The 25,376-nt window shown below is 35.4% G+C and carries 23 protein-coding genes; 10 read left to right on the forward strand and 13 right to left on the reverse strand.

Annotation, left to right across the window (positions count from 1 at the left end; genetic code table 11):
- Nucleotides 1-20 precede the first annotated feature (20 nt).
- The 3 genes from HND39_07615 to HND39_07625 all read left to right on the forward strand — a co-directional run bounded on the left by HND39_07615 (nucleotide 21) and on the right by HND39_07625 (nucleotide 3,526).
- Nucleotides 21-1,550, forward strand: a complete 1,530-nt coding sequence (locus tag HND39_07615) for a T9SS type A sorting domain-containing protein (GenBank protein ID QKJ96162.1) — start codon at nucleotides 21-23, stop codon at nucleotides 1,548-1,550.
- 40 nt (nucleotides 1,551-1,590) lie between these two features.
- Entirely contained in the window at nucleotides 1,591-2,892 is a 1,302-nt protein-coding gene (locus tag HND39_07620) for a T9SS type A sorting domain-containing protein (GenBank protein QKJ96163.1), read from the forward strand.
- Nucleotides 2,893-3,133: 241 nt separating this feature from the next.
- Nucleotides 3,134-3,526 carry an STAS domain-containing protein gene (locus HND39_07625; GenBank protein QKJ96164.1) on the forward strand — a complete coding sequence of 131 codons (393 nt, stop codon included), beginning with the start codon at nucleotides 3,134-3,136 and terminating at the stop codon, nucleotides 3,524-3,526.
- A gap of 86 nt (nucleotides 3,527-3,612) precedes the next feature.
- Here the strand turns inward: HND39_07625 and HND39_07630 are convergent, their stop codons facing one another.
- The 3 genes from HND39_07630 to HND39_07640 form a co-directional block, all read right to left on the reverse strand.
- Complete coding sequence (locus HND39_07630) at nucleotides 3,613-6,861, reverse strand: glycosyl hydrolase (GenBank protein QKJ97925.1); 3,249 nt, start codon at nucleotides 6,859-6,861, stop codon at nucleotides 3,613-3,615.
- 174 nt (nucleotides 6,862-7,035) lie between these two features.
- Nucleotides 7,036-7,956: a hypothetical protein gene (locus tag HND39_07635; GenBank protein QKJ96165.1), complete on the reverse strand. Its 921-nt coding sequence runs from the start codon at nucleotides 7,954-7,956 to the stop codon at nucleotides 7,036-7,038.
- A gap of 33 nt (nucleotides 7,957-7,989) precedes the next feature.
- Nucleotides 7,990-8,526 (reverse strand): DUF350 domain-containing protein, encoded by a 537-nt coding sequence (locus HND39_07640; protein QKJ96166.1) that lies wholly within the window; start codon nucleotides 8,524-8,526, stop codon nucleotides 7,990-7,992.
- Nucleotides 8,527-8,762: 236 nt separating this feature from the next.
- Between HND39_07640 and HND39_07645 the strand changes: the two genes are divergently transcribed.
- Complete coding sequence (locus HND39_07645) at nucleotides 8,763-9,635, forward strand: tetratricopeptide repeat protein (protein ID QKJ96167.1); 873 nt, start codon at nucleotides 8,763-8,765, stop codon at nucleotides 9,633-9,635.
- A 160-nt stretch (nucleotides 9,636-9,795) separates the two neighbouring features.
- Here HND39_07645 and HND39_07650 read toward each other — a convergent pair whose 3' ends face one another.
- Together HND39_07650 and HND39_07655 are read right to left on the reverse strand one after the other, a co-directional pair.
- Nucleotides 9,796-10,095: a 4Fe-4S binding protein gene (locus HND39_07650; protein QKJ96168.1), complete on the reverse strand. Its 300-nt coding sequence runs from the start codon at nucleotides 10,093-10,095 to the stop codon at nucleotides 9,796-9,798.
- Nucleotides 10,096-10,383: 288 nt separating this feature from the next.
- Nucleotides 10,384-10,752 (reverse strand): hypothetical protein, encoded by a 369-nt coding sequence (locus HND39_07655; GenBank protein QKJ96169.1) that lies wholly within the window; start codon nucleotides 10,750-10,752, stop codon nucleotides 10,384-10,386.
- Nucleotides 10,753-11,007: 255 nt separating this feature from the next.
- Between HND39_07655 and HND39_07660 the strand changes: the two genes are divergently transcribed.
- From HND39_07660 to HND39_07670, 3 genes are all read left to right on the forward strand, one after another.
- The gene (locus HND39_07660; protein QKJ96170.1) at nucleotides 11,008-11,685 is read left to right on the forward strand and encodes a hypothetical protein; all 678 of its coding nucleotides are present in this window, start codon (nucleotides 11,008-11,010) and stop codon (nucleotides 11,683-11,685) included.
- A gap of 102 nt (nucleotides 11,686-11,787) precedes the next feature.
- A complete protein-coding gene (locus tag HND39_07665; protein ID QKJ96171.1) occupies nucleotides 11,788-12,117 on the forward strand; it encodes a DUF1844 domain-containing protein in 330 nt (109 codons plus the stop codon).
- Nucleotides 12,118-12,123: 6 nt separating this feature from the next.
- Nucleotides 12,124-13,026, forward strand: coding sequence for an NAD(+)/NADH kinase (locus HND39_07670; protein ID QKJ96172.1), 903 nt, complete (start codon nucleotides 12,124-12,126; stop codon nucleotides 13,024-13,026).
- Between the two features lie 105 nt (nucleotides 13,027-13,131).
- Here the strand turns inward: HND39_07670 and HND39_07675 are convergent, their stop codons facing one another.
- The 5 genes from HND39_07675 to recG all read right to left on the reverse strand — a co-directional run bounded on the left by HND39_07675 (nucleotide 13,132) and on the right by recG (nucleotide 19,365).
- A complete protein-coding gene (locus tag HND39_07675) occupies nucleotides 13,132-14,298 on the reverse strand; it encodes a KamA family radical SAM protein (protein QKJ96173.1) in 1,167 nt (388 codons plus the stop codon).
- A 9-nt stretch (nucleotides 14,299-14,307) separates the two neighbouring features.
- On the reverse strand, nucleotides 14,308-14,790 hold the full coding sequence (locus tag HND39_07680) for a GNAT family N-acetyltransferase (protein ID QKJ96174.1): 483 nt from the start codon (nucleotides 14,788-14,790) through the stop codon (nucleotides 14,308-14,310).
- Nucleotides 14,765-15,829: an ATP-grasp domain-containing protein gene (locus tag HND39_07685; protein ID QKJ96175.1), complete on the reverse strand. Its 1,065-nt coding sequence runs from the start codon at nucleotides 15,827-15,829 to the stop codon at nucleotides 14,765-14,767. The genes HND39_07680 and HND39_07685 overlap by 26 nt, the downstream gene beginning before the upstream one ends.
- Entirely contained in the window at nucleotides 15,826-16,908 is a 1,083-nt protein-coding gene (locus HND39_07690) for an ATP-grasp domain-containing protein (protein ID QKJ97926.1), read from the reverse strand. Before HND39_07690 ends, HND39_07685 begins: the two co-directional genes overlap by 4 nt.
- A 249-nt stretch (nucleotides 16,909-17,157) precedes the next feature.
- On the reverse strand, nucleotides 17,158-19,365 hold the full coding sequence (gene recG, locus HND39_07695; GenBank protein QKJ96176.1) for an ATP-dependent DNA helicase RecG: 2,208 nt from the start codon (nucleotides 19,363-19,365) through the stop codon (nucleotides 17,158-17,160).
- Between the two features lie 106 nt (nucleotides 19,366-19,471).
- Here recG and HND39_07700 point away from each other — a divergent pair, with 106 nt between their 5' ends.
- Together HND39_07700 and HND39_07705 are read left to right on the forward strand one after the other, a co-directional pair.
- On the forward strand, nucleotides 19,472-20,839 hold the full coding sequence (locus HND39_07700) for a deoxyguanosinetriphosphate triphosphohydrolase (GenBank protein QKJ96177.1): 1,368 nt from the start codon (nucleotides 19,472-19,474) through the stop codon (nucleotides 20,837-20,839).
- A gap of 169 nt (nucleotides 20,840-21,008) precedes the next feature.
- Entirely contained in the window at nucleotides 21,009-22,703 is a 1,695-nt protein-coding gene (locus tag HND39_07705) for a hypothetical protein (protein QKJ96178.1), read from the forward strand.
- A gap of 12 nt (nucleotides 22,704-22,715) precedes the next feature.
- On the opposite strand, the gene HND39_07710 is transcribed toward HND39_07705, so the two are convergent.
- Nucleotides 22,716-23,711, reverse strand: coding sequence for an NAD(P)H-dependent glycerol-3-phosphate dehydrogenase (locus HND39_07710; GenBank protein QKJ96179.1), 996 nt, complete (start codon nucleotides 23,709-23,711; stop codon nucleotides 22,716-22,718).
- Nucleotides 23,712-24,383: a glycerol-3-phosphate 1-O-acyltransferase PlsY gene (gene plsY, locus HND39_07715; GenBank protein ID QKJ96180.1), complete on the reverse strand. Its 672-nt coding sequence runs from the start codon at nucleotides 24,381-24,383 to the stop codon at nucleotides 23,712-23,714.
- Nucleotides 24,384-24,597: 214 nt separating this feature from the next.
- Here plsY and HND39_07720 point away from each other — a divergent pair, with 214 nt between their 5' ends.
- Nucleotides 24,598-24,762, forward strand: a complete 165-nt coding sequence (locus HND39_07720) for a hypothetical protein (GenBank protein ID QKJ96181.1) — start codon at nucleotides 24,598-24,600, stop codon at nucleotides 24,760-24,762.
- Between the two features lie 72 nt (nucleotides 24,763-24,834).
- Here HND39_07720 and HND39_07725 read toward each other — a convergent pair whose 3' ends face one another.
- On the reverse strand, nucleotides 24,835-25,347 hold the full coding sequence (locus HND39_07725) for a methylated-DNA--[protein]-cysteine S-methyltransferase (GenBank protein ID QKJ96182.1): 513 nt from the start codon (nucleotides 25,345-25,347) through the stop codon (nucleotides 24,835-24,837).
- Nucleotides 25,348-25,376 lie beyond the last annotated feature (29 nt).

Raw genomic sequence — 25,376 nt, forward strand, 5'->3', positions numbered from 1 at the left:
ATAAATAAATAGGAGGCAATATGTCGAAATTCATTTCTATAGTTTTCTATACTATAATTTTGATCTGTCCATTACCCTTGAATGCACAGTGGATACGAGTACAAGGAAGCATTCCCTTTGATGTTACCGTCAGAGCTTTTATAAGCTATACCAACGGATCAGGAGAAAGAGTTCTTTTTGCAGGAACTGAAGGCGCAGGTGTTTTTCGTTCTACTAATGATGGTCTTAACTGGACCGGAGTTAACTCCGGATTAACAGATTATGAGGTTTATTCTCTTGTTATTTCCGACACAACTATATTTGCTGGAACTTTAGGTGGTGGTGTGCTTCGGTCATCAGTTAATAACATAAATTGGAGCGAAGCAAATACAGGGATGACGGGATCTGAAATCTATTCCTTAACTATATCAGGTAGTGATATTTATGCTGGCGCTTTTTTTGGTGGCGTATTTCGTTCAACTAACAATGGTAATACATGGAGGTCAGCCGGATTATATTATATTTTATCTCTTCTTTCATCTGGTGAATATCTTTTTGCTGGAGATGCCGCAGGTCAAGTATGGCGTTCTACAGATAATGGCTCAAGTTGGTTACCTTCAATTTCAGGATTACTCTATACTACTTACAATGCTCTGGCAATGACCTCAGAGGGAAATCTATTTGCCGGTACTTATTGGGATAGCACGGGTGTATTTCTTTCCACAGATAATGGAGTAAATTGGAATCAATTCAATGAAGGACTTACTAACTTGAATGTCTGGACATTTGCTGTATTCGGTACAAATATCTTTGCCGGTACTTTTGGATTCGATGGTGGGGTTTTCCATTTAACTAACATTTCATCTAACTGGATAACTGTTAATGAAGGTTTTAGTTACGGCCCTTTTGTTGTTTCTCTTTACATTTCAGGTAATTATCTCTTTGCCGGGACTCTTTCGGGTGTATGGCGGCGTCCGTTGAGTGATTTCGTGCCTGTCGAACTAACTTCATTTTCTGCAACTGTGAATGATGATAATGTTGAATTAAGCTGGATCACATCAACAGAAACTAACAACCAGGGTTTTGAAATACAGCGAAGTAAAGATGGTAAATTTGAAACAATAGGATTTGTTGACGGACACGGAACAACGACAGAAACACAAGTCTATTCTTTCATAGATAAAAATTTAATTACTGGTAAATACAATTATAGACTAAAACAAATTGACTTTGACGGAACATTTGAATACTCGAATGTAATAGAAGTTGAAGTAACATCTCCATCAACTTTTTCACTCAAACAAAATTACCCTAATCCATTTAATCCAAGCACAAAAATCAGATACACAATTCCGAATGTCATTGCGAGTGAAACGAAGCAAACTCAGTTTGTCAGTTTGAAAATTTATGATGTACTGGGAAATGAAGTAGCAACATTGTTAAATGAGCATACACCTTCTGGCAGTTATGAAGTTGAGTTTGACGCTTCAAATCTACCAAGCGGAACATATTTTTATCAGTTGCGAGCAGGTTCATTCATTGAAACGAAGAAGATGATTGTTTTGAAGTGATTTCTAGTTAAGTGAAATAAAAATTAAAAGGAATATTATTATGAAAAAATCTATGTGTATTTCATTGATTGCGATTGTCTTGTTTGTTCTAGCAACCCCATTGTATTCCCAATGGGTTAAAACCAACGAACCTTCTGGTGCGGTATTTTCTCTTACAGTTTCCGGCACAAGCTTATTAGCAGGAACAGTTAACGGTGTTTTTCGTTCTACTGACTACGGGGATACCTGGAATTTGACCTTGCCACCAACAATACTTCCTTTTGTAGATGATTTTGCCCTGGACTCCATTGTTCGTGGCAACAGAAATCTTTATGCAGGTGGTCAGGGTGGAGTTTATATATCTAAAGATGATGGTATAAACTGGCAAGCGATTAACTCGGGTTTGGAGAATAGCGAGGTTCGATCACTTGCTGTAATCCCTAATGAGACCGAAGGTAGTATTCTGCTTGCTGGTACAACTGAAGGTATTTTTCGATCATCTGACAACGGCGAAAGCTGGGCACCATCAGGTCTTACTAACTTAAAAGTTTATGCTATTACAGTTTTTAAAGATGAAGCGGATAGCACAATTATCCTCACAGGTATTGACAGGGAATATACTAATCTAAGTAATTGCATTTTTCATTCCTCTGACAATGGTCAAAGCTGGATTGAATCATCTTCACCCACATTATGGGCAGGTTCTTTTGCAATTATCCCCAATGAAACGAATGGTATGAATATCTTTTCCGGTACATATTCCTCTGTCTATTTATCAACCAACAATGGATCAGATTGGACTCACATAAGTGCAGGTTTGAATAGGAGTGTTTACTCATTAGCAACATATCTTAACGGGGCAAGCGGAAATAATATCTTTGCAGGTACCATTTTCGGCGGTGTTTTTCTATCGACAAACAACGGAGCGAATTGGACAGCAGTCAATTCCGGTCTCTCATATGAAAATGATTATATCTATTCTCTTGCGGTTTTGGATCAATATATCTTTGCAGGCACACTTAACCCTGACGGAGGTGTGTGGAGACGACCACTATCAGAAATGGTGACATCAGTAGAAAGTGATCCTGAAAATTTTCCAGCTCAATTTATACTTGAACAAAATTATCCTAACCCATTTAATCCAAGTACCGTAATCAGTTATCGGTTACCAGTAAGCAGTGATGTGACGTTAAAAGTTTATGACATACTCGGAAAAGAAGTTGTCACATTAGTAGATGAATATAAACCAGCAGGTAAGTATGAAGTTGAATTCAATGCTTCAAGTCTTCCAAGCGGAACATATTTTTATCAGTTGCGAGCAGGTTCATTCATTGAAACGAAAAAAATGTCACTTCTTAAATAACATAATAAAAGAATTTTATCCCGCCTCCTCCGATGAAAATCGGCGGAGGCTTTTTTTATTAACAAATTTCAATTGTCAGTTACCAAACAATTTATATCGTTTACCTGTACTTCCTGTTCCAAAATGAATTACAATCTAAAATTGAAACCGGGTCAATTTCCACAAATGCTGATAAGCTAACATTTAGTTGGCATTTCAATTGCCACATGCAATCAAATAATTTAAATTGAGGATAAATGTTGTGAGCGATTTTGTTGTAAATATTATTGACGAAATAGTTGTCGTCAAAGTGGATATCCTTATTGCAACTCACAGAGATGCCAAACCTTTGTGGGATGAGTTTGAATCCAAGCTTCTTTTTAATCGTAAGAAAGTAGTTATTGATCTTTCTTTTTGTAATAATGTTGACTCAACATTTCTTGGAATTCTTGTAAAGATTCTCAGAAAATTGGGTGATAAAGATGGAAAGCTGGCTCTTGTGTTCCCAAAGCTCGTCAGACAGGAATTGTTTTTAGTAACCGGAATTAACAAAATAATTCCCTGCTATGATACTCTGGCTGAGGCAATGCGAAGTTTGGGCTCAAAGCGTCCGTTGCATAACTTTAATCTTAATTCGACCGTCTCCCCGAATTGATTCGATTTTAAGCCGGGCAATAGTCCTTTAATTTTATAAAATAGAATAGCACAGACGATCAATCTGTGCTGCTTTTTTAATATTATCTATTCTTTATTCCATCCTGGAACTCTTCCAGGTGTCCACGGCGCACTGTATTTCTCCATTTCTGATTCAAGATTTGGTACGTTGACTTCAAGTAATGTTTGTATTTGTTTTAGCAGAGGTTCAAATTCTTCCGATGCAACCTTTAAGTTGTTAATTTGAGTTTGTGTCAGAGCAGAATTTGATTGCCAAAAACCAGAGGCAATTTCATTCAACCTGTCGTAAACAGTAGGAATAGTTGGTTCATTTCGTTCAGCAATTGTTTTATCCTGAAAAAGATGTTGAAGAATATTTTGAGTTTCTTGCTTGATCAATAAAGCATTCTCCATTAATGAATTTGGTGCTTGAGGTGTTTGTTTTATGGCATAGATGAGAACATCAGTTTTTGCCGACAAATCACGTACAGAATTAAGTGCACCTTCAACAGCGCGATTGAATTCCCAGAATTTTTTTTGAAATGCGGCAAGTGCAGCTCTATCTTCTACAGGCAAAGTTGAATTGTTGAGAACTTTTGCTTCGAATCCTTGTGGTCCTGCAATTTTAGACAACACACCATCAACACTCATAAACATTTCTACGAAATATTTTCCGGGAAGAACCGGCGTTCCACTTTCGTTTTTATCTGTTACGGTTTTGATTGGATAAGTGCTTGCGTATCTTAAATCCCAGGTAATTCTGTTAATACCTTGTTTAATTTCATCCTTCAATTTTCTAACTACATTTCCCTGAGTATCTGAAACAACAAAAAGTAAATAAGATTTTTCTTCTGTGTCTTCAGCACGAAGCTCATCCCAGGTAGGATAACTAACAGGTTTGTTCTCTTTTATTAATTCCTTTTCTTTTTTCTGTCTTGTATCTTTCAAACTCTTTGGAGTTTCTTTAATATAGTATGTGAAAATCGCACCAAAATCCGGGTTATCAGCTTTGAAATACGATGAGCCAATTGACTCGAATGTGCCATTTCTTTTGATGAACATCAGGGCATCTTTTACTGGAAACAGAATGTAGTTCTCGTTTTCCAGAGTTGGTTGCTCAATATTTCTTAAAGATGAGTAATTATCAAGTATATAAAATCCTCTTCCAAAAGTTGCAAGTGCAAGATCATTTTCTCTTTCCTGTATATCAAGATCTCTCACAGCAATTGTTGGCAATCCGCCTTTAAGCTGAATCCATTTCTTTCCACCATCGATTGTGCAGAAAACCCCGTACTCGGTACCTATAAAAAGTAAATCTGATTTTATATGATCCTGTGTGATTGCATAAACTACGAACGGTTCTTTCAAATCTCCTGATATTGATTCCCAACTGTTTCCTCTGTTTCTGCTTACAAGAATATAAGGTTTGAAGTCTGCTCTTTTATGATTATCGAATGTTGCATATACAGTATTCGCATCAAAACGGGAAGCATACAAACAGCTCACGTAAGTCATTTCAGGAATTCCTGAGAATGATTCAATCTTTCTCCAGTTTGTTCCTCCATCTTCTGTTACCTGGATAAGTCCATCGTCAGTTCCAGCATAAATTAATCCTTCAACTAACGGTGATTCTGTTAATGAAACAATATTTCCATAAAACGAAGTGGAAGCATTTTTTGCAACTGCATCAACGCTCCATACTTTGTCCATAATCGGAAGTTTATTTCTATCAACCTGTCTTGTAAGATCAGGACTTATTACTGTCCACGAATTTCCTTTATCATCACTTCTGAAAACTTTATTCGCAGCAGCATAAAGTCTGTTTGCGTGCTTACTCAAAATAAGTGGAGTATCCCAGTTCCATCGATAAGGTGGTTCATCTTTTCCTTCCTGTGGTTTAATGCTTACAATTTCGCCTGATTGAAGATCGTGTCGTGTTAATCCGCCATACTGCCATTCACAATAAATTATATAAGGATTTTCAGGATCTGCCAATGCTTCATAGCCGTCACCACCGACAAGCGGAATATAATCAGCATTTACGATTCCTTCCCCATTTATTGTTTGAGATGGAACTATCATACTATTATTATCCTGAGTTCCTCCCATTACTCTGTAAAATGGTTCGAAGTCATCTACGCTGACGCGATAAAATTGTGCGATGGGCAAGTTTTCTTTGAAATGAAATTCCTTCCCATCATCAAAAGTTTCATAAATACCACCATCCCCACCGATTAAAAAATGTTTTGTATTGTTTGGATTAATCCAGATAGCATGGTCATCAACATGTCTTGCTTTTGTTGAAATCGGCGTAAATGTTTTCCCTCCATCTAATGTTATCTGTGAAAAAGTATCAGGGATATAAATTTTATTTACATCAACAGGATCGCAGAATAATTCACTGTAATACTGAGGACTTGAACTTTTAAAATTGCTCATTTTTTCCCAACTGATTCCGCGATTAATAGTTCTGAAGAATCCACTTTTATCTTCGGCAGCTTCTACTATTGCATAAACATAATCCGGATTTACGGGGGAAATTGCCAACCCAATTCTTCCAATATCAACAGAAGGTAATCCATTGGTTAACTTAGTCCAGGTTTTTCCGCCATCTGTTGATTTATGAATTCCACCTTCCGGTCCACCATTGATCAGAGTCCAAACGTGTCTTCTTCTCTGGTACGATGCTGCGTACAATACATCTGGATTTCTTGGATCCATTACAACATCTGTCACTCCGGTATTTTCGCTGATGTAAAGAACCGAATCCCACGTTGCACCATAGTCAATTGATTTATAGAGTCCTCTTTCACCACCAGGTCCCCACAAAGGTCCTTGTGCTGCAGCGTAAATAACTTTTGAATCTCTCGGATCAATTAATATTTTCGCGATGTGTTCAGAAGTTTTAAGTCCGATATTTTTAAAACTTTTTCCACCATCTTCACTTCTGTAAATACCGTCTCCCCACGAAACGCTCCGCTGACTATTGTTTTCTCCGGTTCCAACATATACTACATTATAGTTATTCGGATCAATTGTTACGCAGCCGATCGAAAATGAGCCATAATTATCAAAAATCGGATTCCAGGTTGTCCCTGAGTTTGTTGTTTTCCAAACATTTCCGCAGGCAACTGCAACATAAAACTCGTGATAGTCATCAGGATTAACAGCAAAGTCAACTACTCTGCCCGAAGTAGCTGCCGGACCAATCGATCTGAATTTTAATCCGTTGAATGTTGATGAGCTGTATGGATTTTTGTCTTCTTCTTTTTCTTGTGTGAGAAGAGGAGATGCAAAAAGTAAAATGAGAATTAAGATGGAGATTAGTTTGTTTATCATTGTAACACCTGAATATTTTGGTAGGAAAATATTTATGATAGTTAAATTTTTAAAAAATTTATATGTCAAATTATTGAAACAAGTAAAGTTTTACAATCATTTTTTGATGAATGGAAATTAATTTATGAACAATTGTTTATACCACTAAGTCGCTAAAAATATTAAACTGCGCTAAGGAACAGACGGAGATGGTTTGATACGATTTTTTAATTCATCCTTCCTGATGTTAATTTCATCAGAGGCGGAAAACTTTAAGTCCGCATCAATTTCAGAAATAAACCAGAACTTAGTATTACCAAATTCCGGTGGTAAATCTCCAATACTCCATTGAGGATATGTTGTTTCAAGAAAGTAATATTTTTTCCCGTTAACAATCAGGTATTCACCTCTTGAATTAATACAAACACCGAGCATTGCGTGTTTATATTTGTAGCTCCACATCATTGCACAGTCGACTCCTATTTTTTCCAGAATTACATAAAGCAGTAATGCTTTTGAATCGCAATCACCAAATCTATAAGCCAGAGTCCCCGGAGGTGGAAAAAGATCGAGTGTTCCACCGGGTCTTTCATACTTAATATTCTGAATAAAAGTTATAACGAAATATACCTTGTCTCTTATTTCAAAATTTTCTTCAAGGAATATTTTATTTAGTCCCTGAAGAACAGTTTCCATCCGGGGGCTGGAATCAATAAATATTCTTCGATAGATTTCTGCCCAGACTATTTGTGATTCCATAACAGGATCGGAATAACCTCTTTTCAAACCAAGTTCCCTGTAGCTCATTGACGAAATCTCTTCAACATACTTCATCGCTTCGATTACATCCTTTTCCAAAAGCATGAGAGATAATTTGTAACTTCTTTTTCGCAGAGAATTATCCACAAACTGCCAGGTAAATAATGACTTGATAACTTTTTCATTAATTGTGGTATCAACTTCAATCTGATATTCGCGTTTTGATTGATCATTAGTTGAAAAGTTAATTTCCGGAAGTTGAGAAGAAATCCACATCATAACTATTATTACAGCTAAGAAGAGAAATATGAATGAACAGCCAAAGAAAGATTTTTGTACACAACCTGATTTCATTTTAAATTTACTTCCCGGAAGTTCAGTTAATTATTATCCTATATCGATTAAAGAGACCGGGGGAAACGGAATCAGCGAGTTTAATATTGTATCAACTCCGGGCTGCAGAAGCAATGCCATCGAAACAATAATAATTCCCAGCAGAATGCCAACTGCAATGTTATTTCCTTTTATCTCTTTTAACTCATCAAGGTCTTTGGTCAGCCACATAAAAATTTGAAGTGCTGTGTAGATAGTTGTAAAAGCTATCATTCCACCAAGAATGATATGACCGATCATTATTAACGCAGATTGAAAATAGCTAGTTAAAATTGCATCCGGGTTACGAAGTGTATTGCTGAAAATAGTTATTGCAGATTCGATAGATTTCTTCACTACAAGAATCAGGGCTAAAATTATTGAGCCGTTAAGGATGGCAACCGCGACATTATTATTCTTTAGTTCATCTGATTCATTTATTCCTGTAATTAGTCGGCGAAAAATTTTAGAGGATATATAAACCAGAGCAACAGCGATTATTAATGAAAGAACAACCTGAACTAATCCGGTTAAGAGCAAAATAAAGTCCATTTGAACCCCAAATTATTTATTGATCAAGGAATTTATCATTTTCGAAAAAATCCGGATAAAAAATAATACAATTTGTTTTTATATCTTATTAGTAAAAGATTAAATTTTAACTGATGAAAAATCCTTCGCTGCAAATATGTGTATTAAAAAAACAAATACTTCGTAATCGGGAAATTTATAATGTGTTTGCAGTGTTAGTATTCTTATTTTATTCTTGTATGCCAGCAGAAAATGAAATGTTTACTAAAGGAGTTGAAAGCTATGAAAAGCAGATGTATCGTACGGCAATAGATTATTTCAGTCAGGCGATAAAAGATGAGCCGGGAAATTCAGAGTTTTACTATTACAGAGCTAAAACAAAAATGCAGCTTGATAGCTGCCATCAGGCTATTGAAGATTATTCAAAGGCAATTGTTTTAAACAGGAATGTAGCGGACTATTTTATTAATCGGGGACTTGCACGGATTTCATGTCAGAATTTTTATGCTGCAATTTTAGATTTTGACTATGCTCAGGTTTTGGATTCCACTAACTCAACAATTTATTTCAACCGTGCATTTGCGAAAGAATCTATCGGCGAATATCCAGGGGCTATTGATGATTACACAATAGCTATAAGCTATGATTCTGCTAATTATAAATACTTCATCAACAGAGGATTGCTGTTTTCATTTCTTGATAGTTCAAAAAATGCTATAAAAGATTTCTCTACAGCGGTTAAGATTAATTCCAATAATATAAATGCATATAAAAATCGTGGAGATGAATATTATAAAACAGGCAACTATGCAAATGCAATTGCAGATTATAGCAGTTCAATTTTGATTGAACCCCGCAACGTATCACTTTACTATTCAAGAGCGGAAGCAAAACTTGGAATGGGCGAATTTCTTTCGGCAGTCGTCGATTACACATATATAATTTCCCTTGACCAAAATGATGCGACAGCATACTACAATAGGGGTATCTGTTATGCAAATATTAATATGAAGACTAATGCGTGTGAAGATTTTAACAGAGCAGGAGAACTTGGAATGTTTGAAGCTTATGGAGTAATAAAAGAGTACTGTGAAGAAAAAGAAAAGCCAAAAGTTAAGCTGAAGAAATAATTTCAAAATAGTAAAGGCTGTTTCATCATCCTTAATTCAATGCCACCCCAATTTGTGTGGTCCCGATTTTTCCCCTACCCCTAGTTATGAAGGTAAGTTTAATGGCATTGTAACAGCAGGGAAGTAGCAACAGTTTGTTGAAACAGCCTTCTGAAAAATATTATTTGAGTATAGTTCCTAAATTTTCTTTTTTTGCTAAAAGTTGTTCTCTGGTTTCTTCATGATTCGGATCTTTAATTATCGCATCGCTTGGACAAGCAGCGACACACTGTGGTTCATCGTAGTAGCCGACACATTCCGTGCATTTGTCATAGGCAATATATGTGTGAGTATCATGTAAAGCAGTATGTTCCTGACCATTCAAGTCATACGCAACCCCGCCTGCATATATAGCATTGTTTGGACATTCAATTTCGCATGCATTACAATCAATGCAATCATCTGTTATTAAATAAGCCATTTTTGATTTCCTGTGTTTTAGTTGAACGATTATAAAAACACTGGTGAAAAGACAAATACTGTGCCTTTATCGAATTGATGTAGATTAGTTAAAACTATTTTTTAAGAGTGAATTTCTAAAGAAATGAATGGACTTTAATAGTGTTAATGGAGGTTGTTCTCAATAATGAAAATGTATTTTCTATTATTTGATTATAATAAAGATAAATGCTCTATTATTGTGGCTGGCAATTGTTTATGTCTATTATGATTTATCGTCAAAAGATTTTTTAATCCAATCATCAATCAATCAATAATCCTGAGGGAGCGGAACGTTTATATCTTTCTTTTCCATAATAGTAAGTATGTTTCTGAATCGTGGTAGAAAAGGAATGTACAATCCCACTACTTTTACACGATACGTATTACCAGCCTGGAATAAACGATAAATTTCATCTGCGTTGGATTTGTTATTGTGATAATAATTATCTTCATTCAGGAAAACTTCCTTTTCCGAGAAAATAAAATATTTCTTCTTTTCTCCAGACCATACTTCTTTATTTGTAACTTTTATATCAATCACTTCTTCAGTGAAAATCGGCTCGAAGAAAACAAAGCCAAAGATCAGGACGCACAATAAAATAATTATCCCAAAAAACATTGAAATTTTTGACATCATAGAAAAAAATCTCCCTTAATAACTTTTTTACAAAAAATTTGTCGTATTTTAATAATATTTCTCAACCACGAATAATGATAGGCTCGTTCAATTCAACATTTTTTATGCCTATTTAACAGGTTTACTAAATTGGGAAATAATAGATTATATTCGCTTTGAAAATTTTACACAATAGACAATTTGAGCGTTTACATGTCAAAAAGGGCTTATTTATACTTTTTTAGCGGGATCATATTCCTGACTTTTTGTAAAGAGGTGAAAAAAGAAAATTCGATCAATTTGCTTACTTTTTCTTTATCTGAATCCATCCCTGTTTCTGAACCTTCGGGATTAGACCTCAGTTCTGATGAAAAATCTTTCTGGGTAGTAAGCGATCAAAACAGTACTGTTTATCTTTTAGATAACCAGGGAAAAATATTAAAAAAATTTAAAGTCAATGGTGAAGATCTTGAAGGTATAACAGTTATAGATGACAGTACGCTTGCAGTTGTTCTGGAAATAACACGGGAGGTTGTTGTAATTGATACTTCAGGAAATGAAATTAAAAGAGCGTTTATTGATCTTAGCGGAGAATTTAATTCTGGTCTGGAAGGAATAACTTATGATTCTGACAAAAAAATATTCTATGTAATAAATGAGAAAAAACCTCGTCTATTAATTACGTTCGATCAAAATCTTGTTGAGCAGAGAAGAGACACTTTAAATTTTTCAAAAGATGTATCAGGAATTTATTTTGATTCAACTGATAAAGTTCTCTGGATTTTAAGTGATGAGAGTCAGAGGATTGTTAAGACTGATCTTTCGGGAAATCCTTTAGAAGAATTTAAAATTAAAGTTGCTCAGCCGGAAGGTATAACTTTCAATAAAGCCCGAACGAAACTTTATCTGATTTCTGATAAAACTGAAAAATTGTATGTCTTCGACTTTAAATAAAAACTCAGTTGCAAATAAGTTCAATAACAACAACTTTAGAGAAAGTTTATTTTCTTAAAATATTGTAAGTTTGAACAGTAAATTAAAACAGGGAGAATACTCATGATGGAAGTCAATCACAACATTCTATTTATGCAGCTCATCATACAGAACCAGCAAATTGCTATGATGTCGATGGGCAAAATTAAAAATCCGGTTACGGACAAAGTTGAACGTAATCTTGAACATGCTAAAATTTATATTGATACTCTTGATATGCTTCTGGCAAAAACAAAAGGTAATCTTTCAGATTATGAAGAAAAATTTTTAATTGAAACGCTGAAAGATCTAAAACTTAACTATGTTGATGAAGCAGATAAAGACAATGCAAAAGCATCCCTTCGGGAGAAGAAAACAGACGGCGAGAAAGAAAAAGCTTCGGAGAAAGTATAGCTGGAAATGGTAATTGGTATTATTGCAAATACTACTAAAGAGAATATTCTGGATGTAGTCACTTCGTTCACATCTAAACTTAAAAACAAAAAGATAGATTATCTTCTTACTAAATCCATAGTTGAATCCAAAGGAAAATTAAAAATTACTTCGCACGGTAATTATAATTCCGGAGATGATGACATCTTCAAAGAAAGCGATGTGATAATATCAATTGGCGGTGACGGAACAATGCTTGCAACTGCATTCAAAGCACATATATATAATAAGCCTGTGCTTGGATTAAATCTTGGTAAACTTGGCTTTCTTGTTGAAACAGATGTTACTCAAATGGATAGCGCAATTGATCTTCTGAAAAAAAGGGAGTATTCAATCGAAGATCGTATGGTGTTATCCGGAGTATGTTCAGCACACGCGACAGATGAACTTATTGCTGTAAATGATCTTGTGATAGAAAAAGGCGGCTGGCCAAAGATGATTGAACTTGCGGTCTGGGTTGACGATGAATATGTTACAACTTTCTCTGCAGATGGATTGATCGTTGCTACACCAACAGGCTCAACAGGTTATTCACTTTCCACCGGTGGACCAATTGTCGCACCAACTGCAAAGGCAATAACTCTATCCCCGATTTCACCACACAGTTTAACAGTCAGGCCGATTGTTCTATCGGGCAAGCAGGTTATAAAAGTAAGAGCAAAATCTCCACATACGAAAATCCAGGTTAGCTGTGATGGTCAGCGTGTATTTAGTTTTCAATCGCCAATGGAAATTGTAATAAAGAAAAGTAATCGACCGTTAAAACTTATTAAAACATCTTTGACAACTTATTTTGAAACACTCCGCAACAAGCTTTTGTGGGGGATTGACGTGCGTGTAAATAAGTTGAATTCTGAAGAAAAAGAGTAACATTCTTTTAAAATAAAAATGCCATCACAAAGATGGCATTTAAAACATCATACATTCATACAATCATCCATTCAACCTGTCATAGCGTAATGTAATGAAGCCGGATTACGCCTCTTCTAGTACCGGCTCCTCAACTTTCTTTCTTTCAACCTTCTTCTTCCCATTGGTTTTCTTTCTTCCGTCAGAGCCGGACCTTGACGGCTTGCTGCCAAAGCCTTCAGGATTATTTTTATCGGAATAGTTTTTATATCTATAAACCTTGTTTTGGAAATTGCGTAAGATTATTTCTTCTTCATCCATGTGCAGAACATAATTTGGCAGCAACGGAATTTTTCCACCGCCTCCAGGTGCATCAATTACAAAGTGAGGTATTGCTAAACCGCTTGTGTGTCCACGCAATGCTTCTACAATTCTTAATCCTGTTTCGACAGAAGTACGGAAGTGATTTGCACCTTTTGTTTCATCTGCCATATACATGTAATAAGGACGAACTCTAATTCTCAATAATTTTTGCATTAATTCTTTTACTACTGCAGGGTCATCATTTACGCCTTTCATAATAACCATCTGGTTTCCGACAGGAATCCCAGCATCAGCAAGCATTGTGCAAGCTCTTGAACTTTCTTCAGTTACTTCCCACGGATGATTAAAATGAGTGTTAACATAAACCGGATGATACTTCTTTATCATATTAACAAGTTTTGCAGTAATTCTATGAGGAAGAACGACAGGCATTCTTGTTCCGAGTCTTATAATTTCAATATGCTTGATCTCACGTAAACGCTGGAGAATTTTTTCCAGCATTATATCAGTAAGCATAAGTGGATCACCGCCGGAAAGAATAACATCTCTTATTTCAGTATGTTGTTCAAGATAGTTGAATGCACTCTCAAGACCTCTCATTGAGATCTTTTCATAGTCTCCAACTTTTCTTTTCCTTGTGCAGAAACGGCAATAGATACCGCACTGGCTTGTAACAAGAAATAATGCACGATCGGGATAGCGATGAGTGATGTTCGGAACGGGGCTCATTTCGTCCTCGTGAAGTGGATCTTCCTCAGCATCAATATCTTCCAGTTCGACTTTTGCCGGAACGCATTGAAGCCAGATTGGGTCGCCGGGATAACGGATCAGACTTAAATAGTAAGGATTAATCCGAGCCTGGAAAAATTCATCCAGATCTTCCGCAGCCTTACGGTCGATACCAAATTTTTCCACGACATGGTCAACAGTGTGAACACTGTCCCTTACCATTTCCTGCCAAAGTTCCATGATAGTTCCTCAGTTGTTCTTGTGATTGAAATATTTTCCAAAGACGATCATACCATCGCCTTTGGAATAAAAATCATTTATCTCAGAAATTATGCTGTAATTATTACGCATATAAAAATTTCTGGTAGCAGAGTAACTATCCTTGGAAGATGTTTCAGCCAGCAGCCACCTGCCGTTGTTTTCATTAACAAAACTTTCTGCATGTTCTAAAAGTCTTTTTCCAATTCCTTTTTTCTCGTAATTGGAATTTGTAACAATCCAGTAGAGATCATACACACCATCTGTCAATGGTCTCTTCCCGGTGCAATGATATCCAAGAATCATGCCATCTTCCTCATAAACGAACAAATTATAGTCCTTCTGTATCGGATTAGTTGCTGCGATGTTTACAAGTTCCATCGCAACACTAATCTCTTCACTACTAAAATTCGGTGCCGAACTTAAAATTTCTTCTATAACTTTTGCATCATCCGGCTTTAGCCTTCGAATCATTTTTCTTCTTTCTGATTAATGCAAAGTTTGCAATTGTATAAAGTAAATCATCATAACTTATTCCATCTGCAGCCGCTGCTCTCGCAAATCCTGAATCCGATGAAATATCCGGATTGGGGTTTACTTCAATAACATAAGGCTCATCATCATTACTTAATCGAATATCAATACGGGCGTAATCTCTGCAGTTCATAGCATCATAAGATGCTAATGCTGTTACCTGAATTTTTTTTCTTAGTCTCTCAGGAAGTTCTGCGGGGCAAACAGGTTTTGTATAATTGTAATAAACACTTCCCTCAGTCCATTTGCCATCGTAAGTAACTATGCTTGGAAATTCTTCCGGCAAGCCAGTAAAACTAATCTCCGAGATGGGAAGCAATCTTCCGCCGAGAATTGCAACATTTAGTTCTCTTCCCTGAATATATTCCTCAAGTATCACATCCTGGTTATAAGTTTCTGCCAGGAATGAGAATTGTTTTCGTAGTTCAGAGTAATTTTTTACCACTGAGAATTCAGAAATACCGATACTGGCATCTTCATTCATAAGTTTGAGTATTAATGGATAATCTAATTTTATTTCTTTTTCAGTAAATCTTTTTGTCTTTTTTAAAGTTCTGAATTCAGGTGTCAAGATATCTCTGGATTTCAGTATTGCTTTTGTTCTTGCTTTGTTCAAACAGTTTCCGAGAGTGATTGGTGAACATCCTGTAATTTCATAACCAAGAAGTTCAAACAACCCGGCCATATAGGATTCATAAGCAGATATACCCTCAACTGATTCAACAAAGTTATAAATAACATCAGGGTTGAAAGCGTTTAAATTATTAATCACTTTCTGCACATTTTTATCTACAGCAAGTGATTTCACTTCGCTAAAATATTTTGATAAAGAGAGCTCAACTTTTTTCAGTTCATTAACGAAATTATTTTCCGAAAGATCATTAGCTTTTGCAGACTCGTCGTTTTTCTTGCCATTGTAAACTGAGAACACACTTACCGGTGAGTTGTAGCATATTAATATTTTTGAGTTCTCTTTCATACCAGATTGTACCTTTTCGCAGCATGGTATAAAGCACTTTGTATTAATTGATTATAATTCATTCCTGCAGCTCTTGCAGCTTTTGGGAAACTTGAGTTTTCATTTGGGTCAGGCATTATTCCAGGCAGCGGGTTTATTTCGATTATATTCGGAACCCCGTGTTTGTCGAGACGAACATCTATTCTGCTCCAGTCCTTACATTTTAATACATTATAAGTACGCAGAACAGTGTTTTTTATTTTTTCTTCCAGTTGTTTGTCGAGTTTAGCCGGGCATTCAAAAACATCGAAATTATTTTCTTTAGTGTCCAGTATCCATTTTGCTTCATAAGAATAGAGTGGAACTACATCCTGAGGGAAGTCTTCATATCGTATTTCTATTATAGGAAGAATTTGAGCGTCGTCTCCGTTTCCAAGAATTGCAACTGTGAATTCTCTCCCCGAAAGGAACTCTTCAATTAATGCAGGCTGATTGTAAGAATTAAGTATCCGTGTAATTTCATCTTCCAGTTCTTTGGTGTTTTTAACTAAAGATGAAGAAAAAATTCCTTTACTGGATCCTTCAGATATTGGTTTTACTATTAATGGAAAATCGAAACGAACGTTTTTTATATCTTCTGCCCGGTGTGCAACGAGGAACTTTGCATTCGGAATATTGTGGTATGTCAGAATTTCCTTTGCGCGTGATTTATCAAGACAAATCCCAAGCGTTAAAGCATCTGAACCAGAGTAAGGAATCTGAAGCATCTCAAGTATCGCAGGCATATGTGATTCACGGTTAACTCCAACCAGTCCCTCTGCAAAATTGAAAACGATATCTGGTTTAAGTTCTTTAAGTTTTAAGTATGCATCATTATTGGCTTCAACTAAAGTTACGTTATGTATCTCAGCGATAGCATCTTTAACAGCATTTACAGTTTCCCATGTATCCCATTCTGCATAAGTATCAACAGCCGGTTGTAATTCATGATGAGGAGAATTTTGAACAGGAGGCACTTCATCGAGGAAAGTTTCACTTTCCGGTTTTACGTTGAATGTTATGGCAACATCTAAACGTACATTAAACCTTGGTGATAAAATAATTTCTCCTTGAAAATTTTTTTCTTCTTGTCGCTCCAAATATAATCTTTATAAAGAATTTGTCAACATGTTTTAAAAAATATTTTTAAAAAAGTTTTCATGGAAAAATTTCATGAACAGACAACGCAAAGAAAAAATTTTTGATGAGTGATCATCTTTTCTCAAAACATTTTTTGTAACTACCTGATAAAATTTATTGTCAGACTTCGATCAAAATTTAAAAATATTTTAATCACCGGGAAAAATATTTTACGCAATCTTCGCGTACTTAAGATTCTCTGAATAATGTCTGATAAGATTTTTCCTGATGATGTTGTTGTTTGGTGAATCAATAGATGGGTCTTTATTTATAAGGTTAAATGCGATTTGCTTTGTTAAGCTGATCAACTCTGCATCCTGAATAATATCAGCATATTTTAAATCAGGAAAGCCGCTTTGTTTTGTGCTGAAGATATCACCTGGTCCGCGCAACTTTAAGTCTGCCTCAGCAATTTCAAATCCGTTGTTTGTCTTTAACATTGTTTGGAGCCTGATAGCTGACTTATATTTTTCTATCATTGAACTTGAAATGTAATCAAGATCAAGCCGCTGTTGTATATTATACTGTACAATTTCATCCTTCGTTACGAGAATACAGAACGCCTGCTTATCACTTCTTCCGACCCTTCCTCTTAATTGATGAAGCTGTGAGAGTCCGAAGCGATGCGCATCGTTTATCAGAATTATGTTAGCATCAGGAATGTCTATACCAACTTCAATGACAGTTGTCGAAACCAAAACATCAAATTGTTTTTTTAAGAAGAGCAGCATCTTCTCTTCTTTTTCCTGCCAGGACATTCTTCCGTGAATCAATCCAAGTCTAAGATTTTTTAAATGTGTCTGGCTTAATTCCTCGTAATAAGATTCAGCAGCTTTAAGTTCAAGCTTATCTGAATCTTCAACTAATGGATAAACTATAAAGGTCTGGTATCCATCTTTCTTTTTATCAATGATAAACTTGTATATCTCCGGCAGCTTACTTTCTCCTCTTAGTACGGTTTTAATTGGTTTTCTATTCTTTGGCATTTCGTCAATTACAGAAATATCAAGATCTCCATAAATTGTCATAGATATTGTTCTTGGAATGGGAGTTGCGCTCATAACCAAAACTTCCGGAGTTTTTCCTTTAGTTTGAAGTTTAGCCCGCTGTCGGACTCCAAACCGGTGTTGCTCATCAATAACTACTAAACCAAGATTTTTATAATAAACTTTCTCTTCGAAAAGAGCGTGAGTTCCAATAATAATGTCTGTCTCCTGCAGTTCAATTTCCTGAAGTCGTTTATCTCTTTCAGATTTCTTCTGACCTCCAAGAAGCAGTGAGGTTTTTATTTCTCTTTCAGGAAATTGTTCGCAGAGCCGTTTCATCATCACAGAAATATTTTTTGCATGCTGATCAGCCAAGATCTCGGTCGGCGCCATTATCGCTGCCTGAAATCCATTATCAACTGCAATCAGCATAGCGATTAACGAAACAATTGTTTTTCCACTGCCAACATCTCCCTGAAGCAGCCGGTTCATTGGCTTTTCAGAAAGAAGATCGCTCTTTATTTCTCCCAAAACTTTTAATTGGGCTTTGGTTAGTTCAAACGGAAGTGTTTTTAAAAAATTCCGGACAAGATCAGTTCTGATGACTAACTTGTTGCCAATTAACTTACTCTGGTAATTTTGTTTTCTCAATGCAACCAGTAATTCTAGATAGAACAATTCTTCAAACTTAAATCTTCTTTTAGCGGAATTTAATTTGTCAGTTGACTCCGGGAAATGGTAGTTTCGAATTGCTTCCTTGAGCAGAATTAATCTGTTTTGATTAATAATTTCTTCAGTAAGAGTTTCTTCAACAAAGTCCGCATAGTTATCGACTGCAAAACTTATTATTCTTCTTAAGCTCAGATCGCCGATATTACCTGACTTTAGTTCTTTTGGAATTCTGTAAAATGGGATGATCTTACCCGTATGAAGAAAATTTTTTTCCTCTTCACTTATCCTGTCAAAATCAGGATGAATGAATTGCAGAGCTCCATATTTTGATTTATCAGGTTTAGAAGAAACCGCGAACATATCTCCTTCATTAAAAACAGAGTAAAAATATTTTGTTCCCTGGAACCAGACACACTCAAAAAAACCTGATTCATCCCTGAATTGAACTTTAAGAATTTCTCTTCTGCCAAATCTTTTTTTCTCTTTATCAAAAACTTTTCCGATAACAGTAAGTTCACCATCGTAACCGTTCATTAAATATCCGTAAGCTTTTGCAGCAGTCAGAACTGTTGTCCTGTCGAGATGACGGGAAGGGAAGTAGAATAGTAAATCACTAATTGTGTTTATTCCGATCTTTGAAAAGGATTCGGCTCTTTTAGGTCCAACCGATTTCAAATATTGCACGGAATCATCAAGAGCGTTTTTTGAAAAAGAATTCATCAATAGAAAAATAATCTAACGGGCAGCTAAACTCAAAAAACCTATTTAAGTCTTTCTGGTAAATTATCTTTAATTTTAGAAAAGTAATTAATGAAAGAAATAAAATTTGGAATGGGAAAAACTTTTAACTGATTCGAGACTTGGGGAAAAAATCCAGGCAAAGAAAAATTCATCCGATGGAAGAAGTGAATTTCAAAAAGATTTTGACAGAGTTGTGTTTTCACCTGCATTCAGACGGCTGCAGGATAAAACTCAAGTCTTTCCGCTGCCAGAAAGTGATTTTGTTCATACAAGATTAACTCACAGTCTGGAAGTTTCCTGTGTCGGAAGATCTTTGGGTAATCTTGTTGGTGAAACAGTAGTCAAACGAAATCCATCTTTAAATAGCAGGTTTACAAAATTTCATTTCGGCGAAATAGTCGCTGCAGCTTGTCTTGCACACGATATCGGAAATCCGCCGTTCGGTCATTCAGGTGAAGATGCAATTGCCGAATATTTCAGAAGTGGTAACGGACAACAGTTTAAATCAAAAATTAAAGATGAGAAGAAATGGACCGATTTTATTAAGTATGAAGGAAACGCTCAGGGTTTCAGAATTATTACAAAACTTCAGAATCCAAAAGTTAAAGGTGGATTAAATCTTACTTACTCAACTCTTGCCGCAGTTACAAAATATCCGAGAGAGTCTCTCATAAATAATCAAAACAGATCATTACAAAATAAAGCTTATCGCAAGTATGGATTCTTTCAGGCTGAAAAAGAAATTTTTAAAGAAGTTGCTGATAAAACAGGACTTGATTTTGTGGTGAATAAAAAAACTTACTGGTGGCGCCGTCATCCGCTTACGTTTCTTGTTGAAGCTGCTGACGACATCTGCTACAGTGTAATGGATCTCGAAGATGGATTCATGCTTGGTCTGATTTCGTTTAGAGAAACTGAGGAATTGCTGATACCATTAATCTCTAAACAAGGATTGAGAAATTATCGGGATAAAGATGAAAAAGACAGGATAGGATACTTACGGGCAATTGCAATTAACGAACTGGTTAATGAACTCGCAAGGGTGTTTCTGGATGAGGAAAAAAATATTTTGGCAGGGAAGTTTGAAAATGAACTAATCAGTGAAATAAAACGTGCCAATGCACTTAAGCGAATAAAAGATATTTCGGTTACCAGGATTTATAAGTCGCGCAGTGTTGTTGAAAGGGAAGTTGCCGGTTATGAGGTGCTTGGTGGCTTGCTGGATACTTTTATTGATTCATACAACGAAGCCTACGAAAAGAAAATCTCAGCAAAAAATAAATCTGTTTTTGCGCTGTTACCAAAGAGAATTAGTGATGACATTCCAAACGAACTTTACCAACGTCTTATAAGAATAATTGATTTCGTTTCGGGGATGACTGATTCATTTGCAGTTTCACTTTTCAGAAAGATTAAAGGTATCTCTTTGCCGGGCGGAAGAGTTACCGAATGATAATGAGCTCTAATTTTTCCTAAACTTTTTCAATAATGAATATCGAGGATGTAATAGTGAAACTTGCGTACAAAACTTTAAAATTCTTTGTTCAATATTTGTTATTCGATACTCCACAAAAATGCTTTTTAGGTTGTTGTCAATACAGTAATAACTTTAACTTTTAGTAATGAGCTGGCTATTCGGATATTTTGGAAATACTGATCGGCTGGAAATTACTTCTCCTGATATTCCTCTTTATCAATTTAAAAACCCAAATCTGGTTTTGTTCTCCGGTGGTAATACCAAAACAAGTTTCTTTAAATCAAATTCTCCCGAGAGCTTCTGGGCCGTTGCAGGAGTTGGTCTTGAATCCGAAAATGATGGTTTCAGGATTCTTAATAATACAGTGTGGGACTCAAAATTAAATTCTGATCAAATTTGTCTCAGTTCAGTCAATGGACACTTCGTTGCGATTAAGTATTATAATAATGAAATAAAATTCTTTACGGATGAACTTGGATTGCGTGATATTTATATTGTGCAGCTGCAAAATGGATTTGGTTTTTCAACAAGAATTGATTGGATTAAATATTTTATGAAACCTTCAATTGATTTGGAAGAATTTGGTTCAAGGTGGCTGCTTCAGAATCAGATTTCACGTAATAGTATAATCAAAAAAGTAAAACGACTTGTATGTTCAAATGCAACTCTAAAAGGAAATTCTATATCTATAGAACCGAACGATTGGCAGCCAAATTTTGAAATGCCCGGAAACAGAGAAGTTTTTGAGGCAGTTCTTAGACAATTACTTAAGATTAAAGATAGAAGAATTTTATTGAGCTTATCCGGTGGGCTCGATTCAAGGTTACTACTTTCCTATTTAGTGAATTTAGATTTTAATCGCTGGGAAACTCATACCTTTGGTGATCCTGATCATCCTGATTCAAAAGCAGCATCTGCTTTATTAAAAAGTGTTGGATATAGGAACAAAATTATTAATGATGAGATACCATCAAAAGATAATTTAGCAAAATTGGTAAAAGCATATTCTGTTCAATCAATTGTGACCAACCCGGTAAGTTCAATTTTAAATTTAAGATATTATGACAGAATAACTAATGAAAGTTCGGTTATAATAGACGGCGGATTCGGAGAAATCTGGCGCAGAGCTTTTGCCAACAGATTATTGTTTTTTGGAAAAAATGCTTTATCAAAAAAAGATTCAAAAACAGTTTCTGCATTTTTAAGATATTATCGGGCGGATATTTTTTCGGCAGAAACTTTAATTGAAATGGAATCAGGACTTTTCAATCAGCTAAATAATTTGTTTAATTCTTTGCCCGATGCAAATCAAATTGGTTCTGAAAAATGGATTGATCTTTTTTCAATCAGATCAAGACTAACGAATTACTATTCTCCCGAACAAGTCCGCATAGATCAGTATGCAGTTTCTTTTATGCCGCTTGTACAAAAAGACATTTTAAATTTATTATTTGGTTTAAATGAATCGGATAAAAGAAATGGAAAATTATTTAAGCAATTAATCAGACGAAATTCAATTCAACTGACAAAACACCAGCTTGTTAAAGGAAACATTACACATCCGTTTAACTCATCCTTTTTGAGTGCACGCCTGCATTCAAGAATAAAAAGTAAACTTGGCTTGTCTTTTCAAAGCAGAGATCAAGTTGAGTTTCATAAATCATTGAAAGAATTTATCGGTGACATAGTAGTTTCTGCGGATGTAAGAAACTATGAGTACTATGATCGAAACAAAATCGAAAAGATGTTACACGATTATTTAACTAATGACGACAAATATAATTCTGAAATTGATTGGTTTTTGTCTTTTGAATTGTTCAGACAGGGAATAATGAAATAGAAAAATTCTGCGTTACTCAGTTTTCATATCCCGTGTCATTAAATCGGTAGTAGCTTTCACCGGATCTTTATCTTCGAAGAGAATTTTATAGACTTCATTAGTTATCGGGGTTTCAATTCCTTTTTTAACTGCTAATTGTTTTGCTGAACGTGTAGTTTCTACGCCCTCAGCAACCTGTTCCATTGATTTCAATATTTGTTTAAGTTTTTTTCCTTTACCAATTTGTTCACCGACAAATCTGTTTCTGCTATGTTTGCTCATGCAAGTAACTATCAGATCACCTATTCCTGAAAGCCCAGCAAAAGTTTCCGGTCTTGCGCCCATAGCCAAACCAAGTCGCGAGATTTCTGCAACACCTCTTGTCATTATTGCAGCTTTAGTATTATCACCAAAGTTTGCCCCATCAATTATTCCTGCACCGATTGCAATTATATTCTTAAAAGCACCACCAAGTTCAACACCAAGTATATCTGTAGAAGCATAAACTCTGAAATAAGAAGTCATAAAAGCTGCTTGAATTGTCTTTGCAGTTTCTATATCTGATGAGGCTGCAACTACTGCTGTTGGTATTCTTTGACTTACTTCTTCAGCGTGACTTGGACCAGAAATAACACCAATTTGATTTTTATTTATATGAGGAAAAACATCTTTAAGCATCTGTGACATAGTCATCAAAGTTTTTTTCTCGATTCCCTTCGAAACGCTGACAAGTATTGCATCTTCAATCTGTCTGTAATTAATTTTTTTTACCACATCCCGCAAAAACTGTGACGGAACAGCAAGCACTATAAGATTTTTATCATCCGATGAATCTTCAATTGAATGAGTAATTGAAATCTCTTTTGGAATTTTTATACCGGGAAGGTAATGTGTGTTAACTCTTTTCTTTAATAAATCACGTGCGTAACTTTTTTTGTATTCCCATAGAGTTACGTTGTGACCGTTGTAGTAAAGTAAAATTGCGAGGGTAGTTCCCCAGCCTCCAGCGCCGAGAACCGAAATTTTCATTTAACTGATTTTATTTTTCTTTCGAAAGCTTATTTTATTTTCATTCCCGCGAAGTAATCTGATCAGGTTTTTTCTGTGAGTGAAAATAACTAAAGCTGTAATTCCTAAAATAAACGGGAATAAAGTGCTATATCCCGGGATATCTACATGAAATAAATTTTCTCTGATAAATAATGTTGCCGGAACACTTATGGCAGCAATAATAGATCCTAACGAAACATAACGTGAAATTAAAACGACCAGAGTAAATACACCAACGGCAATCAGCATATCAACTGTGATTAAAGTTAATAACATACCAAGTGCAGTAGCAATTCCCTTTCCTCCTTTAAATCCGGCAAAGACTGTCCAGATATGACCAATTACAGCAGACATACCAGCAATAATCTGAATTAATGTAAAATCATCAAAAGGCGAAACGTTTTCAAAAGGGAGTGGACCATAAAATAATCTGGCAATTAAAACAACAGCAATAGCACCTTTCAATGCATCAAGGAAAATAACAATCAATCCGTACTTCCAGCCGAGTACGCGTAACACATTTGTTCCTCCAGCATTACCGCTGCCGTGTTTACGGATATCAATACCACTAACTGCTTTGCTAATAATAATACTGTTCGGAATCGAGCCGATCAGGTAAGAGAGGATAACTATAATTGCTAATAAAAACATTTAATTACAAAAAATTTATTTTGAAACCTAAACAATTAACAAATAATAAACAACGAATTTTCATATCACGTTAAAATCGTTTGAATTCGAAGAAATTAGATGATACATTAATTAATAGGTTTCAATCTTACACATTTAATTACGCATTAGTAGTAAATTGTTTTTTTTTGAGGTTGGATTTGATATATTTGCGCCTCAAATTATAGGAGTTGATATGGCAAAACAACAATCATTTTCGGATAAGTTAAAAAAGAAGAAAAAAAGTGATTTTATTACTGTAAAGTTCATTAAATCGATGAAAACAGCAGGTGGAAATTATAAATTCAATGAAAAGTTCGTTCAAATCGAGGATTTGAATAAAATTGCTGATGTAAAGTAGAACTGTATATATTAATTAAGTAATAGATTTGACGCGATGGGTATTCTATCGCGTTTTTTATTCTCGGAATAATTAAGATGGAATAAATAAATCCATTGTCCAACGTCCTTCTAGTTCAAGCAGCTTTTTCTTTACATCGAGACCCCCTCCATAGCCAGTAAGACTCCCATCAGCACCAATAACTCGATGACAAGGAATAATAACCGGGATTGGGTTTGCACCATTTGCCGCTGCGACGGCTCGCATCTTATTCTTATCTCCCAAACGGACTGCTAATTCACCGTAACTTATAGTTTCTCCATAAGGAATTTTTGTTAATTCATCCCATACTTTTTTCTGAAAATCTGTACCGATAATTTCTAGAGATAATTCAAACTCTCTTCTTTCTCTGTTAAAGTATTCTTTTAACTGACGGAAAATCTTTTTCATACTTTGTTCTTCCGGTGCGACCTGTGTTGCTCTGGTAAGAGTATCTGATTCCGGTTTTTTGTTTATTAGAATTTCCCGAATTCCTTTTTCAGAAACAATAACATCGAGCGTGATTCCATTAATTATATCTGAAGCATAATATATCTGATTTGTCATTATTGTTTTGGGTAGATAAAAAAAGGGAA

This window comes from Ignavibacteriota bacterium, from assembly GCA_013285405.1.
Classification (GTDB): domain Bacteria; phylum Bacteroidota; class Ignavibacteria; order Ignavibacteriales; family Ignavibacteriaceae; genus IGN2.

Coding starts and splice junctions, on each gene's coding strand:
- HND39_07615 (QKJ96162.1), top strand. CDS start 21: ATGTCGAAATTCATTTCTATAGTTTTCTATACTATAATTTTGATCTGT.
- HND39_07620 (QKJ96163.1), top strand. CDS start 1,591: ATGAAAAAATCTATGTGTATTTCATTGATTGCGATTGTCTTGTTTGTT.
- HND39_07635 (QKJ96165.1), bottom strand. CDS start 7,956: ATGAAATCAGGTTGTGTACAAAAATCTTTCTTTGGCTGTTCATTCATA.
- HND39_07640 (QKJ96166.1), bottom strand. CDS start 8,526: ATGGACTTTATTTTGCTCTTAACCGGATTAGTTCAGGTTGTTCTTTCA.
- HND39_07645 (QKJ96167.1), top strand. CDS start 8,763: ATGTTTACTAAAGGAGTTGAAAGCTATGAAAAGCAGATGTATCGTACG.
- HND39_07650 (QKJ96168.1), bottom strand. CDS start 10,095: ATGGCTTATTTAATAACAGATGATTGCATTGATTGTAATGCATGCGAA.
- HND39_07655 (QKJ96169.1), bottom strand. CDS start 10,752: ATGATGTCAAAAATTTCAATGTTTTTTGGGATAATTATTTTATTGTGC.
- HND39_07665 (QKJ96171.1), top strand. CDS start 11,788: ATGATGGAAGTCAATCACAACATTCTATTTATGCAGCTCATCATACAG.
- HND39_07670 (QKJ96172.1), top strand. CDS start 12,124: ATGGTAATTGGTATTATTGCAAATACTACTAAAGAGAATATTCTGGAT.
- HND39_07675 (QKJ96173.1), bottom strand. CDS start 14,298: ATGGAACTTTGGCAGGAAATGGTAAGGGACAGTGTTCACACTGTTGAC.
- HND39_07680 (QKJ96174.1), bottom strand. CDS start 14,790: ATGATTCGAAGGCTAAAGCCGGATGATGCAAAAGTTATAGAAGAAATT.
- HND39_07685 (QKJ96175.1), bottom strand. CDS start 15,829: ATGAAAGAGAACTCAAAAATATTAATATGCTACAACTCACCGGTAAGT.
- recG (QKJ96176.1), bottom strand. CDS start 19,365: ATGAATTCTTTTTCAAAAAACGCTCTTGATGATTCCGTGCAATATTTG.
- HND39_07705 (QKJ96178.1), top strand. CDS start 21,009: ATGAGCTGGCTATTCGGATATTTTGGAAATACTGATCGGCTGGAAATT.
- HND39_07710 (QKJ96179.1), bottom strand. CDS start 23,711: ATGAAAATTTCGGTTCTCGGCGCTGGAGGCTGGGGAACTACCCTCGCA.
- plsY (QKJ96180.1), bottom strand. CDS start 24,383: ATGTTTTTATTAGCAATTATAGTTATCCTCTCTTACCTGATCGGCTCG.
- HND39_07720 (QKJ96181.1), top strand. CDS start 24,598: ATGGCAAAACAACAATCATTTTCGGATAAGTTAAAAAAGAAGAAAAAA.
- HND39_07725 (QKJ96182.1), bottom strand. CDS start 25,347: ATGACAAATCAGATATATTATGCTTCAGATATAATTAATGGAATCACG.